The following is a 15171-nucleotide window of genomic DNA, read 5'->3' as shown; positions in this document are numbered from 1 at the left end:
CAGAAAGGATAAAAAATGCAAACGACGTTAAACGCCGATGAAAAAAAGGCTGAAAACAAGCGCTTTTTAAAATCGCTTAAAAAAATAGTAGCGGAGCTAGACAAACGCTCAAGCAAAAAAGACCAAGCTAAGATGGTAGAAATGATTATTTCTTATTTCGATCTAGATGGATATCTGCATCGTTAAGCTTACTCATGGCGTCTTTAATACTTTCAGCGATAGTATTAAACGCCTCCGCTACCATTTTAGGAGCATCCTCCGGTCTTGATCGGAGCATTTCTGCTTGTATTGCGAGTTTGGTTAGCTCTAAAACTATCTCTTTGTCTGTCATTTAAATCCTTTGTGATGAATTTCTTAGCTTGGCGGCGGAATTCTACGAAGGATTTAACTGAAAGTCAAATTTAAGGAAGCAGGATATGAGACATTCATTTAACACCGACGTAGCAGAGCGCTACGGACTTCAAGAGGCGATATTATTGGACTGGATAGTTTTTTGGCTAGTAGAAAACGAGCGCAACGAGCGTAACTTCTACGAGGGCAGATGCTGGGTTTTTAACTCCGCTAAAGCACTTGCGGAAAAATTCCATTATTTAAGCCCGAACACCATCCAAAAAACGTTAAAAAGGCTAGAGGACGCAGGGATAATCATATCGGGGAATTTTAATAAAAATAAGTTTGATCGCACGAAGTGGTATAGCATCGCAGACGAATATCGCTACTTACTTAAAGAGCATAGAAGCGACGCCGAAAATTTAAAAGAGGATGCTAAGCAAAATCCACAAAGCGAGGACGCGAGTGGAGTAAGCCAAAGCGCGAGTGGATTTAGCCAATCGGCGAGTCCATTCAGCCAATCGGCGAATGTATATAAATTAACAAACACACCTACAGAAGAAAATTCAAAAAAATTTCAAACGGATAGCTCGCTATCGCTCGCTAACGCGCGCATGCGAGAAGCGAATGCACAGAGTGAGATTTCGCAAAAGCGCACGGACGATTTTTCGCAAAGCGATAATTTCTCGCCTCCCGTCCAAAATCAAGAACCCGCAAAGCCTAAAAAATTTCAAAAACCTACGATCGAGCAGATAAGGGCGTATTGCCTAGAGGCTAGTAAAAATATCGACGCAGAGGCATTTTTCGATTTCTACGAAGCCAAAGGCTGGGTAGTAGGGAGAGCTCCGATGAAAGACTGGAAAGCGGCAGTTAGGAACTGGGCGAAAAACGAAAGCCAATTTCTGCGGCGCAAGGTTGGTTCTGACGGGCAAGATGACGAATATGCAGACGTGCCGATGTTTGCAAGCGATAATCCAATCCTAAAAAACAACTTCCTAAGCCGCGATATGAGCGTGATCTACGATAAAGCTACGCAAATCGCCATAGAGGACGAAAGACTGCGGAGTAGCCGACAAATTGAGATGAAGGATCACAGATGAGCTACAAAGAAAAATTTATAAACGAGATTTTGTTTCAGGGCAGAGCTACGCCGATGCAGGTGAAATTTCTAGCCGAGGGCGCGCTTAAAAATATCGCGGATAAAGACCTAGGCGAGTTTGCAAATTTCGCTTTCAGCCTCAAGACGAGATACGACAATGCTATTCAAACGATCATCAATGCCGCCAACGAGTATCAGAGGGAAACTACAATGCGGCTACTCAAGCGAGGATGCGCGTTTTCGGATATCGCACTGCTTAAAAAATTCCTAACGCAATACTTCAAGCGAAAACTCATAGCGTGCGGCGTGTATCCGTTCACCTGCACGAGCATATCGATGAATGAATTTGGGGAATTTGTCAACGATACCACAAAAAAGGCGATTTCGGCGGCGGACGAAGTAGCATTTTTGACGGCGCTTCTAAAAGAGCAATGCGCTATCGGCGAGTATAGAGGCGAGCTTTTAGCACAAAACATCGAAAATTTTCAGCGCGCCAAAGAGGGGCGGCTTAAAGAGGCGCCGAAGCTCGAAAACAAACAAACGCCCGCAAACTCCGAGGGCTTTACGAAGCTGCTTGAAAAAGTGAAGGTGAGGTCGGTATGAGACTATCCAAGGCGGAGTTTGAAAAATTTAAAAACTTTCTAGCCTATGAGCACCCGATGTGTCAAATTTGCGCCAAAGCTCCGAGCGTTGAGCCGCATCACGTGAAATTCGGACGCTATGGGGCGGACAAGGACGATCGCAAACTGATCGCAGTATGCAGAGCTTGCCACGAGTGGTGTCACGCGCACAAACACGAGAGCATAGAAAAATACGAGAGGATCGCCGATGAGAATTGGAAAAAATTTAATAGCGCCATTTAAACGCACGCAAACGGCTCAAATTTCAACGAACGACGCTCGGGTAATATCAAGACTAACCTCAAGGGTTAAAATGCGTTATAGGCTCTGTAAATAAGTTTTAAGGCATAAAAACACAAAATCCCATCTAAAACAATCATCCGCTAAATCCATCTTTTCTTGTCATTCTAAAAAGAGAATTTTTAAACGTAAAATCTATTTGTAATGCTCCAAAATAGGCACCCGAGTTTAAAATTTAGATAAAATTTTGGGGTATGATATATCAATTTTTGCGCTTTCGTTTTGGGGGTGGGGAGGGTCTTTTGCACCTTGAAGTTTTAGCTTGCCAAGCTCTAGCATAGGGGCTTTAGTAGAGCTTTAGCCATTTTTTACTGCACCTAAATTTTAGCTCTTAAGCGTTTATGCGTTTTGTCTCATTTTGACACAGGGTAGCAAGCAAAGCACGATAAAAAGGGGGTTAGAGCCTTAATAAGGAGGAAACGACAACGAGTTGTGACATTTTAAGTTTCGAGCATTTTTTGCCTTTCTAAACCCTTCTCAAACATCGCTAGAATGGGGGTTTAAACGACTTTAAGAAATCCCTAACTGCTATTCATATATGCCTTTTCTCTTACACCCCTCTTGCACCCATTCGTAATCAAACCCTAAGCCTCAAGAAGTTAAAATATCTCTAGGATCTTAAAACAAAGGCTAAGAAATGCAAACCCTAACCATACAGGCTAACGCCGATTTCATAGAAAAAGCCAAAGCGATATTAATCACGCTAGCTAAGCTTGACGGCGCTAAATTAAACCTAAGCGACGAAGTAAAATATCAGTCGCGTTTTAGCGAATATGAAGCGGACGCAGAGGCTATCAGGCGCGGCGAGCTTGAAACCTATCCGTTTGACGGAATACGCGACGAAGTAGCGAAATGGTAATCAAGCGCACAGCAAGATTTAATCGCGAGTTAAAAGCAGTATTCGACTTCATCGCAAAAGATAGCCCAAATAAAGCGCGGGATTTTGTTAGTAAGCTACTAGACGCGGCGGAGCTATTAGGCGATAATCCTAAACTAGGACGCGCGATTGCGAACGATGAAAGAGAACTCATCGCTAGGGGTTACATAATGCCATATCTAATTGACGGCGACAGCGTTAAACTGCTAGGCATCTACAAAGCCAATAAATGGCAAGAATAAAGCGGAGGAAGGAGCTTTAATTTCAGCTAAGATTTGGCTAACATAGGATAAAATTTCCATGTTTTAAAAGTCCTTTGAGGGCGGTTTCGCTTGATACTAGCTGCCCTTAAATCCTTTTGAAATATTTAGCTTTTTATTCGAGGCGCGCCCCAAAAGCCATTGCATTTTGCAACAGATATAAATACACGCCATCTTTCAGCTCTACACCCACAGATCTTAGCCACTGGACGGCTTTGGCTCTTTGGGCGTCGTCTTTGAAATAAGCGATTTTGTGGTCTTTTTTTACCTCATCGCGCCACTCTTAGATACTTCGGTTTAACTTCGCTTTTCCTCATCGCCTAACTCTTATCGTTTAGATTATTTTTGCAAAGCTTAGGCGAATTACAGCGCTTATGTCTACGAAAAGGAGTTTCCGATTTTTTTTGGAAAGTAGCGGTTTTTGGTGGTAAATTTTAAAAATTAAGCGATTTTTTAGCTATTAATAGTGCGGCGCTAATCCCCGCAAGGCGGGAGTTTCATCGTTAAGTCTGCGAAGTCGGAACGTCGCTTCCGATTTTTCTGCGTTTTCTACTAACCCACTCTTAAAATTTTTCGGCTAAACTTGCGCGCAATCATAAAGGAGGCTTCTTGGCTACATATATCTGCGCGTTTTTTAGCTATCTTTATCAGGTTGCTTTGCAAAAGTAGCGATGGCTAAGATTTTTTTCGCAAGCTCCGGCGCTAGTGCCGATGCTCTGATCTCCTCTAGCCCCGCTCTTAAAAAAGCGATCATCAAAGCTCGTGCTATTGCTAGAGCCCGCAAAAGCTCTTTTTGTGTTAAAAGCACAGGCAAAATCCCTCATAATAAAACCCTTCTTGATGGCTACACCTTTGACAGCGCTAGCGAAGCTAATCGCTACGTCTATTTAAAAACGCTTGAAAAAGCAGGGCGCATAAGCGCGCTTTGTATCCATCCCGGCTTTACGCTTCAGCCCGGATTTAAAGACCGCTTAGGCAGGGCAAGACGCGCTATTACCTATATCGCAGATTTTTCTTACGAGCAAGAGGGACTTAGCATAGTTGAGGATGTTAAGTCCGATTTTACGGCGCAGGATAAGGTTTTTCGTATCAAATCCAAAATCCTTTGTTTTCAAAACCCTAATATAGTTTTTCGCGCGGTTAAATATCATAAGGAAGCTTGGATAGAAATATGAGCGAGCAAAACATAAACCGCGCCCTGCTTAAAAAGGAAGCTTTTAAGATAATGCGCGAGGAGCGCTTAAGCCCGCCTGAGATAGCGGCACGATTAGGTCTTGCTGAAAAAGAGGTGCGAGGTTGGGCTAACTCTGAAAATTGGGTTCGCGAGATCTTAAAACAAGATGCGAAAGATAAAAGAGCGCTCGAAGCTAAAGCTAATCTACCGGAGTTTTCGCAAGTAGTAGCTAGCCAATACGCAGAGCTTTGCTGGGCGCAACAAAAATTAAAGGCTAAGATGCTAAAAGATGAGGAGGATGGTCGCATTAGTTCAAATGATTTCCGCTCTTTCGCGCTTTTAGCTAAAAATATAATCGAGGCTGCAGGCACTGAGATCATAGGCACGGATAAAAACGAAATCACCAATATTTTGATAAATTTTGACAAATCAGATAAAAACGTAGTGGATGTGGAGGCAATAGATGATAGTTCAGAGCTCTAAGCCCGAGCTTGAGAAGTTCGCCCGTATCGCATCTAAGCTTGAGACCTTCGTGCGTTTCGTCCTGCGCGCCGAGCCCTCTACACAACAGCTTGCATTTATTCGCGCGGTGGATGCAGGAGATCGCTTCATCGCTATTAAAAGCGGGCATGGCGTAGGCAAGAGCACCTCGCTTGCTTGGGTTGCTATTTGGTGGGCGCTAATTAAGGAGGATGCTAAAATTCCTATTACCGCCCCCTCTACTCCGCAGCTACTTCTTACGTTGATGCCTGAAATTCGCAAATGGATAGCCAAGCTTCCTAAAATTTTACGCGATGAGATCACGCCTAAAAGCGATGAGATCAATTTTTCTAACGGCAACTTCATAGCCCTTCGCACAGCTCGCAAAGAAACCCCTGAAGCCCTGCAAGGCTTTCATGCTAAGCATCTGCTATTTTTAGTGGATGAGGCTAGCGGTGTGGATGAGACGATATTTGAAATAATTTTCGGAGCTCTAAGTGGGGCATCAAATGCGATGATTATGGTCGGAAACCCTACCCGCACGAGCGGATTTTTTTACGAAGCTTTTAAGCAGGAGCTTTGGCATAGCTTTACCTTTAACGCAGAACAGAGTGCAAATGTAGCCAAAGAGCAGATCGAGCGCGCCCGCGCTCTTTACGGCAGAGATAGCAATGCTTATCGGGTTAGGATTTTAGGCGAATTCCCGCTTCAAGGCAGCGATAATCTCTTTGATTTAAGCGCGCTTGAGCTTGCCGTAGGACGTGAGATAGACCGAAGCGGCGCTGTGATTTGGGGGTTAGATCCTGCAGAATACGGAGATGATAGCTCTGTGCTATGTAAGCGTAAGGGCTTTTTCATAGAGCCTTTTTGCGAGTTTAAAAAGCTCGATTCCGCTCCACTAGCCGATGCGATCTGCGCTGAATATAAAAAAGCGGCGCAAAAGCCTAACGCTATTTTCATCGACGTCATCGGCATAGGCGCAGGAGTTTGGAGTATATTAAACGCCAAAGGCTTACCCGTTTATCGCGCCGACGTAAGAGAAAAAAGCTTCAAAGAGGGCTTTTACAATAAGCGCTATGAAATTTATGCAAGGCTAAAAGAAAATATCGCACTTCTTTGCCTGCCTAGAGATGAAAAGCTAATAGGCGAACTAGGCGATATCCGTTACGAGATTGACGAAAACACAGGCAAAATAAGGCTTGAATCTAAAAAGAAAATTCGCGCTAGACTTGCTCGCTCGCCCGATCGCGCAGATGCTTTGGCGCTTAGCTTTTTTGATGAGATGGATTTTTACGAGGAGGAAACGGATGGGGAGTTTCAAACGGGAGATTTGCTATGGTAGATGCGTGGCATTTAGGCAGGGAGGCTAGCTATTATGCCCTATTAAAGCTGGCAGGAGGCAATGTCTTTGCTCTTTTAAGCAACGCAAGAGATGCAGGAGGCGCTCCTGTAACCTTAATCGAGGGAGAGGCTATAGATGAGCTAATAAGGCACGGCTTTAGAGATGATTTTATAGCAGCCGCGCTTGAAGTAGATAAATACCGGGTAAGAAGGAGGAGAAAAAGACTTGAAAAAAGAGGAGATTAAAGCTCAAATTCTAAAGCTTCGAGATGAGGCGGTAAAGGGATTTGACTTTGTAAAAGATGACTTTTTATATCTAGAGAGCGGGTATTTAGCTCTAATGGATGAAAAAAAGAAAAGGACTTTAAAAGCTCGCCATAAATCTCACGTCGCACAAAAGATAATCTTTGCCAAGGTCCGCCGCATCACTAAAGAGATATTAAAGACCTATTTTGCTAATCCTAGTCTTGCGGATATTGAGGTTAGAGGCGACGCGCAGCTTAGCGCCATCTTACAAAATGAACTAAATACTCTAAGCAGAGCAAGGCTAAATCTTTACTCCCGCATTCACGAAAGCATAATTGCGATGCTCGTTTACGGAACTTCTATCGCAAAGGTTTATTGGGCGGATAATGAGGTTAAGGTTGTGCCTAAAAGGCTAAGTGAGGTGCTAATAGATCCGCATGCTAAAAATCATTTCGATGCTAAATACTACGTCGATCGCTTCTATATGACGATTGCCGATATTAAAAGAAACTTCGCTAAAGAGCTAAAGGATGAAAAGATAGATCTAGACACCATAAGCGGTGAAAACACCTCCAAAAGTCCTAGCGGCCTTCAAAGCTCGGATTTAGGAGAATACCGCAGAATAGCGGTGCAAGAGATTTATCGCAAAATCGGCGATGATTGGTTTATTAGCACCTGCATAAACGATAGGTTTTTGCGCCTTGATCTTCCCCTTCATGACGGATGCCCCTTCTTTTTTGCGGTAGCTTATCCGCAGTTTTGTAGGATTGAGGAAAGAGGGGCAGTGCGCTCATACGGGGCAAGCTATATTGAACCGATGATAGATCTGCAGCGCCAATTTATAGCCGTGCGAAATCAGCAGATGGACGCCGTTTATTTGCAGCTTAATCCCAGATATTTCGCCGATAGAAGCAGTGGGTTAAGGGACGATGATTTAGCATCTCTTAGCCCTAAGGTAGTCGTTTCAAATTTAGCAGCGATTAAGGAGATCCCCGCCCCTAATATCAACGGCTCGGTTTTTGATACGCAAAGCTTGGATGCAGAGATCCAAGAAGTAGGTGGAATGCCTAAGATGGTGCAAGGCATTTCTGCTAGCTCCGATCCTAGAAACGCTACGGGGATGAGCTTGCTAGCTCAAAGCGGTAACGCTACGATAGATGATATAGTTACGAGCTACAACGAGAGCTTTTTTGAGCCCTTTATCTCTCGTATCGTAAGCTTAATATATCGCCATAAAATCACCGAGGCGCTTAGCGGATATGATAGGGATAAGAAAATAGAGCTGCGCGTTAGCATAAACGCAGGCGTAGGCGTAATGAGCCGCGACACTAAGATAAATAATATCGGAGCGGCTAAACAAAGCCTACTAACGATGATAAAGATGCTAAGCGAGATGGGCGCGAAAGAAAAGGTGCGCGAGTATGTGCGAGTCCTAGAGGGCTTAGTGCGAGACGAGTTGCGCGAGATGGGTCAAAAAAACGTAGATGAACTTTTTCCGGGAGAGATAGATTTTGCAGAAACTCAAAGCGCTTAAAGATTTTATGAGCTCCGAGCCTTATGCCGAGATCAATGCGGTTTTAGAAGCGCAAAAAAGCGCACTATACCGCTATGCTTGCAGCGGAAAGGACGCAGCGGGGCAGGAGTTAAGCAAGGATGCTAGGATAAATATGCTTGAGCGCATAGACGCTCTAAGCTTTGCTCAAAGCCTTTACGGCTTTTTTTTAGAACAATACCAAACCACACAAGGAGAAAAAGATGAATGATGACATTCAACCTCAAGAACCTCAGGTGCAGCCGCAAGATCCATACGCGATGCCTCAAACGACACCTCCTCAAATGGTGCCCCCACAGCCCCAAATGACGATGCCTCAAGTAGATATAGGCGCTCAACTTGCAGCCGCAAAGCAAGCCCTAGGCATAGATGAATTGCGCGCACAGCTTGAAAAGCAACAAGAAGCCGCGACATATAATCTAAATCTCGCAGATGTCATAAGCGCTAATCCCGAGCTGAGTAAGAAAACTATCGAGGAAGGACTTGATAAGCTCGCGCAAACCAGCCCCGAGCTTGCGAAGCAGTTTAAAATCAGCAAGGAGGGTCTGGAGATTTTCGTCAAAGGTCTTAAAGCCACCGTAGCACCGCAAAGCAAGCCCGATCCGATCACTAACGACGGCACTAGCTCGGCAGACGATGCAGGCGAGGATGAGACGCTTAAGCGAATTCGCGAAGGCAAGGCAAGAGCAGGCGATGTCGGGCGAGCTATTAGCAAACTCATAAGCAAATAGCCCTTTAAATAATCCGCGCCTTTTTGTTAGCATAAAGCAAAAAGGCAGGATTTTATGGCATACTTTAATCAAAACGACTACGACTATGCTCGTAAGTCCGCAGATTTCGCGCAAAATCTCAACGCTATGCAATCACCTCTTAGCGGACTATTCGGGGCAGGCAACAATATCTACAATCAACAAAACTCAAGAGCAGGCGCGGATTTAGCCAATAATAGCTTTATCAAGCTAGGCGCTCAAGCCTACGGCGGCGCAAACGACGCTTACAGCCAAAGCTTAAATAATATCGGAAACGCTCTAAGCTCTAAAGGACGCGCCTTAAACGGGGCGGGCGCAATTGCTAATATAGGCAGGGACGCTTACGGCTTTGCCCCTCAAACCGCGCAGGGGCGGCTTGATAACTCAATGCTAGGAAGCGTAAACTCATATCTAGCCAATATCATAAACTTAGCCAATACCAAAGCAAATAACGAGTGGGCTAGAGCTAATGCGAACGCAGCACTAAACGTGCTAGGCGCTAGAGAAAAAGCCTATCAAGATGACGCCGCAAGAGCTGCAAATGGGGCCCAGTGGATGGCAGGTTTTAATTACCGCAGCGTCAAGGATGCCGAGGATGCCGCTAGAGCAAACGCGCAAGCTCAGGCGCAACAAGCATATATGCAAGCTCGCGCGGCGGGCTTAGATCGCGCCAATGAGCTAAAAAGTGCAGAGCTTGACGCACAAAATCAAAACGCCGCAAGAAAGGCTAAGGCAGATGAGCTTAAAGCACTAAACGATTTTGCCTCCAGCCCGCAGTTTTCGCAGCTAGACGATAAGCAGCGCAAAGCTATTACCGATCGCATAGCGGCGGGATATTCCGCACTAGGCGCAGAGGGAGGCGGCATAGATTACGATGATGATGATTTAGAGGCTATTAAACAAGGCTATGAAATTTTTATCGATGATGATGGAGTAAAGAAAGCACGCAAGGACGGACAAGTTTATGAGTGGAATTAAGATCGGGGGCAAAACCTTAACGCCCATAAATGTAGCTCCCATAAAGATCGGATCAAAGACACTAAGCCCGATAAACTCCATAAAAATAGGAAATAAAACCCTAACCCCAATAAGCGAAACAAGCGCGGACGGACCTAGCGATACGCAGCGCTTTTTTAGGCAGATGGGCTCTAAGCTTGCCCCTGCGCTAGATACCGCAGAAGCCATAAGTGATAAGGCTTTAGCGGGTGCAGGGCTAGTAAGCCAAAAAGCTGGCGAGCTAGGACTTCGTGCATTAGGCGCAGGAGCGGACGCACTAGGCTTTGATAATGCAGGCAAGAGCTTAAAAGATACCGCAGACGAGCTAGGGCAAACCTTTTCTCAAAGCGCGGAGGCAGTAGGACAAACGGGAGGCGCAGGCACTACCCGCATAATAGCACGAGGATTAAAAAACTTCGTAACGGGTCAAGCTGCAGCCAATCAAAAGCTAGCTAGAGGCATTAATAACGTTTTAGCAGATACCGCAGATTTTTACGGAGCGGACAAAGCTAGGGATTTCTTTCGCGAGAACTCAAATTTAGCAAGCTCGGCGATAAATAAAATTGAAAACTTCGGCGATAACGATATGAAAGGTTGGCAAGCAGCAGGCGAGATAGCAGATGCTACTGCACTAGCTCCTGCGATGCTAGGCCATAGCGCAAAGGCCGCCCGCTTAGCAAAAGCATTAGGCGCTAGCCAAAAGGTAGCTACTCGCATCGGCAACGCCGCAGGATCTGCGGCAAACGGCGCGATAATGGGAGGCTTTACCGGAGGGGCTAGAGCTTACGGACAGGAAAAGCCCGATCTAAAGCAAGCGGGGCTTGAAAGCACTATTTGGGGTGGGGCAAATGCTATTTTAGGCGGACTTAGCCGCGTTCCGATTTTAGCTAAAGGGGTGCTAGGCAAAGCAAGCGAACAAACGCAAAAGGCAGCGCAAAGCTTGGACTACCAAAATCTAAGAGAGGGCGTCCCGACGCCCGCTGGGACGACCGCTCCGCAAACGCGGGCGGATGGCGAATTATTAAGCCCTCCATTAAGCAGCGACCAATCGGCGCGCCTCAACCGATACTCCGATACTTCTCGGACAATGGCTGCCGCAGATAATGCGGGGGCGGTCACTGATAAAATTATTATACCACAAAATTTTGAAGCGGCGGCTGAGGCGTCCAACTCTCAACATAAGCAACAAGTGCTCGGGGCGCAAATGAATACCGGCAAGGAGCATTTTTCGCCGACCGATAACACTATTATACCACAAAATTCTGTCGCAGAGGGAATTTTAAATAATCCTAATCTTTTCGGACTTGACGAAAACGTGATAAAGGCCATTCGCTCAGAGCTTGAGGAAGCAGCCGGGATTGCTCCAAAAAAGATGAGCGAAGCAGCAAAAGGAGCAGATAAGGCAGAGACCGCAGCAGCGCAAGCGCCTAATCCGTTTTTAGATGAGATTTTAAGAGCTACAAACCCCGCTAATAATAACGCGTATTTAGATCAGATCTTAGCAATTACCAATCCTAAAGCCATACAAAAAGAGAAGCGCGGCATCTACAACGTTACTTATAATAGCAAAGCAGCAACGCCTATAAAACAAGATTTAAATAGCGTAGAGGATGCGTTAAGATATGCTAAAGGGGATAAAAATAAAGGTGCCGACCATATACGAATAAGGCATTTAAAAGACAAAAATGCCGAGGGCTATGTTAGTCAAAGCGAGCTTTTAAATATGGGCGAGAATATGCGTAAGTATTTAGATAAATACAAAGAGCCTTTTATCGACAAAAATGGGTTAAAAATATACGAATGGCAGGATAAAGACGGAGTGAGGTTTAGAGCCGTCATCGCTCCCAAAAAAGGAAGTCCGACAACCCAGACTATTACCTCAACCTTAAATGGAAGCGATGAAGCCGCCAAAAAGGGATTAAACCCAAATAGCAGCCTTTACAGCAATGACGATATTATAACCTTTTACTCTGATAGAAATCTTAAAAAACCTATGGAATTTAAAACTCCCGCACTTCGCGAAGCGGATGAAGCGATTAGGGGTGGGGACACACTCTCTAGCCTAAGCACCCCACAAGCGATGAGAAATCAAGGGCTAGACACCGCTACAGATATTATACCACAAAACGGCGAGAATATGATTAAAGGTTTTAGCTCTAGCGCAATCCCTGCTAATATCGCAAGCGCTGGAGCCGGAGCAGCCACAGGTGCAGCGCTAGATGATAAAAATAGAGCAAGAGGCGCTTTTATCGGAGCGTTAGGCGGGCTTGGGCTAGTAAATGCACCCTCTTTGGTTTCAAAGCTAAAAGGAGGCGCTAAGGTAGGCGAGATAGCGCAGGATATAGAAGCTGCGGCAAAAGATAAGCCTAGCATCTTAAGCAATATGCGCTCCTATCTTAAAGCCGTAGGCGCAAACTCCGCTTCAGAGCTAAAGGATTTAAGCGGCAAGGATATAGGACTAAGCTACGCAAGGCAAATGGCAAGCGAGCATATCAATAAAGAGTTTAAAAATATCGCTTATGAAATTTTATCCGGCTCTCAAAGCTTAGCACAGAATTTAAAAAATGGCGCTATTAATGCAGCTCGCTTTGCAAGGCGCGCATTAAGCGAAACCAAAGGCGCGGATTATCTTTTGCGAAACGACGAGCTATTCAGCGCCAAAAGCGCATATAGCGCTAAAATGGAAAATCTACAATCCGCGCTTAGCGGCTTAGATGACGCAGATCGCGTAGCTATGCATGAATATATGGTGGGTGAAGGAAATGCCATTAAGCCTGAGCTAAAGCCACTAGCAGACGCGCTAAGACGTCAGATCGACGATATGAGTGCTAAGCTCGTGGATTTAGGCGTTTTAGATAAGGCTAGCAGAGACGCGCTAGCGGGGCAATATCTTGCTCGCTCTTATGAAAAGCATCTAAAAGATCGCATCAACTCAGTGTTTTCAAGCGGTAAAAAGGTAGATGAAATTCACAGCAGAGGCTTTGCGTTTAAAGAGTTTAAAGATAGGGAAGCGATGGATAAGTTTCTATCTAAAAACCCGCAGATTGCAAAGTCTATGGATCAGGCTTACAATAAAGGCGGCGTGCGCGTAGTAGAAAAGCCTAATGGTAAAATTGAGCTTTGGAGGGATTATACTAAAGATGAGCGTTCGGCTATGGGGGAGATAAGAGATGCTGCTTTTAGCATACCGCAGACCCTAAATAAGTTAAACGATATGATAGAAAACGCTAAGTTTTTAAAATCCGTTAGCGAATTAAGCGGTGGCGCAGTGATACCCAATACCGAGATTAAAGCCCGCTACGGCAAGCTTGATTTAGATGACGCGATTAAAAAGGAGCTAGGGCGCGAGGGATACGCTCAAATGCCCAAAAGCGATAGCTACGGCGCGCTTGCGGGGCAATGGGTGCGAAAGGATATCAAAAGCGATATAATCTCATCCTTCGCGCAAAGTGGTGATATGGGTGTGCTAATAGACGGATGGAAAAAATACCTCTCGATTTGGAAGATGAGTAAGACCGTATGGTCGCAGACCGCTCACGTAGGCAACTACGTCTCAAACGGATTTTTATTAAATCTTGCGGGGATGAGCGCCAAGCAGGTCGTAGCCTCTATGGCAAAGTTTACCCGCGCGCAGATAGGAAATGGAGCGATCAACCGCTACAAGCAGCTAAGGCTAAAAAACGTTACTTCTAAACTAAGCCCCGCAGAGCGCAGGGAATACGCGCAACTTATGCGCGAAAAAGAGATTCAAACCTACAAGCTCGCCGAGGACGAGGGACTTTTTGGCAGAAGCTCCTTGCTTGATATTCAAAACGGCTTTGCCCGCACTACAAAAGAGCTTAGGCAGGGAAAGATCGCCCGCATAATAGATGGAGATGCCGCAGGCAAACAAAGCGTCGTAGCCTCTGCGGCTCAAAAGGCGGGCGACGCGTTAGGAGCAGTTGCCGATAAGGCGGGCGCGCTATATGCAGGGGAGGATAATGTAGGAAGGCTAGCGTTATTTTCTCACTATATTGACAAGGGGCTAGATCCAAAAAGCGCAAAGATCGCAACCAATAGCTGGATACCAGATTATTCGCGCCAAATGCCTGCGGGTATGAGAGCGCTTAGAGATAGCGGCATCGCCCCTTTTATTTCGTGGAGCTATTACGTAATGCCTGCAATGGGGCGCTACCTAGCTCGCCACCCGGTAGATGGAGCTAAAAAGATCCTGCCTATGCTAGCGGCTTTAGGATATTGGCAATATAAGGTTACGGGCGAAGCTAATCCGTATAGTGATAAGATCCCTGATGATATCAAAGGACGCAGCGTAGCAGTATGGCGCGACGGCGATCGAGTTCGCACGATTAAGATGGATAGGTATCTTCCTTATATGAATCTAACCGCTCCGGCAAACTACGCTAAAGGGCTTGCTAGCGGTCCGGCGACGCAGGGAGCTTATGCGCTGTTTTCGATGATGGCGGACGGAAAGCCTAGGATGCTTTACAATAACCGCCCGATCACTAAAGATACCAAGCCTATTCCCGCGCAGGCATACGATTATCTAAATTGGCTGCTTCAAGGCTTTACGCCTATGCCGGGCGGAGTAAGCAGCGGAATAAATTTAGTAAGTGATCTAAGCAGAGATGAGAAGGGCAGAAAGCGAAACAACGTAATGCTTCCTAAAACGAAAGCTCAAAGTGTAGCGAAGTTTTTAGGCTTTAATAGCGCAGATTATAGCGTTAGCGGGCAGATGAAAGACGCTGCTAAAAAGAAGCTTAAGAAAAAAGATTAAGCGCTTTTATGTAGCCTTCAACCCTTTTGGGGGTTTGGCGGTAAAGCAGGCTTGCTTTTAAATTTCTTGCCGCTTGTGCGTAATCGCCTGCTTCTATGCAGCCCAGAGTATGGCGGAAGCCCATAAGCCCTGCAAGTCCTAGCTGATATGCCATTTCGATTAGGGTGTCTTGCACGCCTTGAGGTTTATCCGCAAGCCACGGCAGGCACTGAAAAACCCGCTTTTTGAGCTTGGAAACCTTTAAATTTAATATTTTTTCCGCTACTTCTCGGCTCATCGGCTCCGCCTTGCCGTTATTTAACGCTAGCTCATCGGGGCTAAGAGCGGCTACCAAAAAGCCGTATCCTATCGTAGCCTTTCCGAGGCTGTCTTT

The 15171-nt window shown here is 45.6% G+C and carries 16 protein-coding genes; 14 read left to right on the top strand and 2 right to left on the bottom strand.

Annotated features, from left to right (window positions below; all coding sequences use genetic code 11):
- Window positions 1-145: 145 nt before the first annotated feature.
- Complete coding sequence (locus Q0224_RS00095; protein ID WP_297904328.1) at window positions 146-331, bottom strand: hypothetical protein; 186 nt, start codon at window positions 329-331, stop codon at window positions 146-148.
- Between the two features lie 85 nt (window positions 332-416).
- Here Q0224_RS00095 and Q0224_RS00090 point away from each other — a divergent pair, with 85 nt between their 5' ends.
- From Q0224_RS00090 to Q0224_RS00025, 14 genes are all read left to right on the top strand, one after another.
- A complete protein-coding gene (locus tag Q0224_RS00090) occupies window positions 417-1430 on the top strand; it encodes a winged helix-turn-helix domain-containing protein (protein ID WP_297947945.1) in 1014 nt (337 codons plus the stop codon).
- The gene (locus Q0224_RS00085; RefSeq protein ID WP_297947942.1) at window positions 1427-2032 is read left to right on the top strand and encodes a hypothetical protein; all 606 of its coding nucleotides are present in this window, start codon (window positions 1427-1429) and stop codon (window positions 2030-2032) included. Before Q0224_RS00090 ends, Q0224_RS00085 begins: the two co-directional genes overlap by 4 nt.
- On the top strand, window positions 2029-2292 hold the full coding sequence (locus Q0224_RS00080; RefSeq protein WP_297947940.1) for a hypothetical protein: 264 nt from the start codon (window positions 2029-2031) through the stop codon (window positions 2290-2292). The genes Q0224_RS00085 and Q0224_RS00080 overlap by 4 nt, the downstream gene beginning before the upstream one ends.
- Window positions 2293-2986: 694 nt before the next feature.
- Window positions 2987-3208: a hypothetical protein gene (locus tag Q0224_RS00075; protein ID WP_297947938.1), complete on the top strand. Its 222-nt coding sequence runs from the start codon at window positions 2987-2989 to the stop codon at window positions 3206-3208.
- Window positions 3202-3468 carry a type II toxin-antitoxin system RelE/ParE family toxin gene (locus Q0224_RS00070; protein ID WP_297947935.1) on the top strand — a complete coding sequence of 89 codons (267 nt, stop codon included), beginning with the start codon at window positions 3202-3204 and terminating at the stop codon, window positions 3466-3468. The genes Q0224_RS00075 and Q0224_RS00070 overlap by 7 nt, the downstream gene beginning before the upstream one ends.
- A 689-nt stretch (window positions 3469-4157) precedes the next feature.
- The gene (locus Q0224_RS00065) at window positions 4158-4661 is read left to right on the top strand and encodes a DUF1064 domain-containing protein (RefSeq protein ID WP_297947933.1); all 504 of its coding nucleotides are present in this window, start codon (window positions 4158-4160) and stop codon (window positions 4659-4661) included.
- The gene (locus Q0224_RS00060) at window positions 4646-5143 is read left to right on the top strand and encodes a hypothetical protein (RefSeq protein ID WP_297947931.1); all 498 of its coding nucleotides are present in this window, start codon (window positions 4646-4648) and stop codon (window positions 5141-5143) included. Before Q0224_RS00065 ends, Q0224_RS00060 begins: the two co-directional genes overlap by 16 nt.
- Window positions 5124-6482: a terminase family protein gene (locus Q0224_RS00055; RefSeq protein ID WP_297904351.1), complete on the top strand. Its 1359-nt coding sequence runs from the start codon at window positions 5124-5126 to the stop codon at window positions 6480-6482. The genes Q0224_RS00060 and Q0224_RS00055 overlap by 20 nt, the downstream gene beginning before the upstream one ends.
- Window positions 6476-6727 (top strand): hypothetical protein, encoded by a 252-nt coding sequence (locus Q0224_RS00050; RefSeq protein WP_297904354.1) that lies wholly within the window; start codon window positions 6476-6478, stop codon window positions 6725-6727. The genes Q0224_RS00055 and Q0224_RS00050 overlap by 7 nt, the downstream gene beginning before the upstream one ends.
- A complete protein-coding gene (locus tag Q0224_RS00045) occupies window positions 6708-8261 on the top strand; it encodes a hypothetical protein (RefSeq protein ID WP_297947928.1) in 1554 nt (517 codons plus the stop codon). Before Q0224_RS00050 ends, Q0224_RS00045 begins: the two co-directional genes overlap by 20 nt.
- Window positions 8239-8490, top strand: coding sequence for a hypothetical protein (locus Q0224_RS00040; protein WP_297904360.1), 252 nt, complete (start codon window positions 8239-8241; stop codon window positions 8488-8490). The genes Q0224_RS00045 and Q0224_RS00040 overlap by 23 nt, the downstream gene beginning before the upstream one ends.
- The gene (locus Q0224_RS00035; protein WP_297904362.1) at window positions 8483-9010 is read left to right on the top strand and encodes a hypothetical protein; all 528 of its coding nucleotides are present in this window, start codon (window positions 8483-8485) and stop codon (window positions 9008-9010) included. The genes Q0224_RS00040 and Q0224_RS00035 overlap by 8 nt, the downstream gene beginning before the upstream one ends.
- 54 nt (window positions 9011-9064) lie before the next feature.
- Entirely contained in the window at window positions 9065-10006 is a 942-nt protein-coding gene (locus Q0224_RS00030) for a hypothetical protein (RefSeq protein ID WP_297947926.1), read from the top strand.
- Window positions 9993-14798: a hypothetical protein gene (locus tag Q0224_RS00025; protein ID WP_297947924.1), complete on the top strand. Its 4806-nt coding sequence runs from the start codon at window positions 9993-9995 to the stop codon at window positions 14796-14798. The genes Q0224_RS00030 and Q0224_RS00025 overlap by 14 nt, the downstream gene beginning before the upstream one ends.
- Here the strand turns inward: Q0224_RS00025 and Q0224_RS00020 are convergent.
- On the bottom strand, window positions 14782-15171 hold a 390-nt coding region (locus Q0224_RS00020; RefSeq protein WP_297947922.1), incomplete at its 5' end, for a glycoside hydrolase family protein. The two genes, Q0224_RS00025 and Q0224_RS00020, sit on opposite strands and share 17 nt — an antisense overlap.

The organism is uncultured Campylobacter sp. (assembly GCF_938002845.1).
Taxonomy (GTDB): domain Bacteria; phylum Campylobacterota; class Campylobacteria; order Campylobacterales; family Campylobacteraceae; genus Campylobacter_B.
This window is presented reverse-complemented; position numbering and strand designations above follow the sequence as displayed.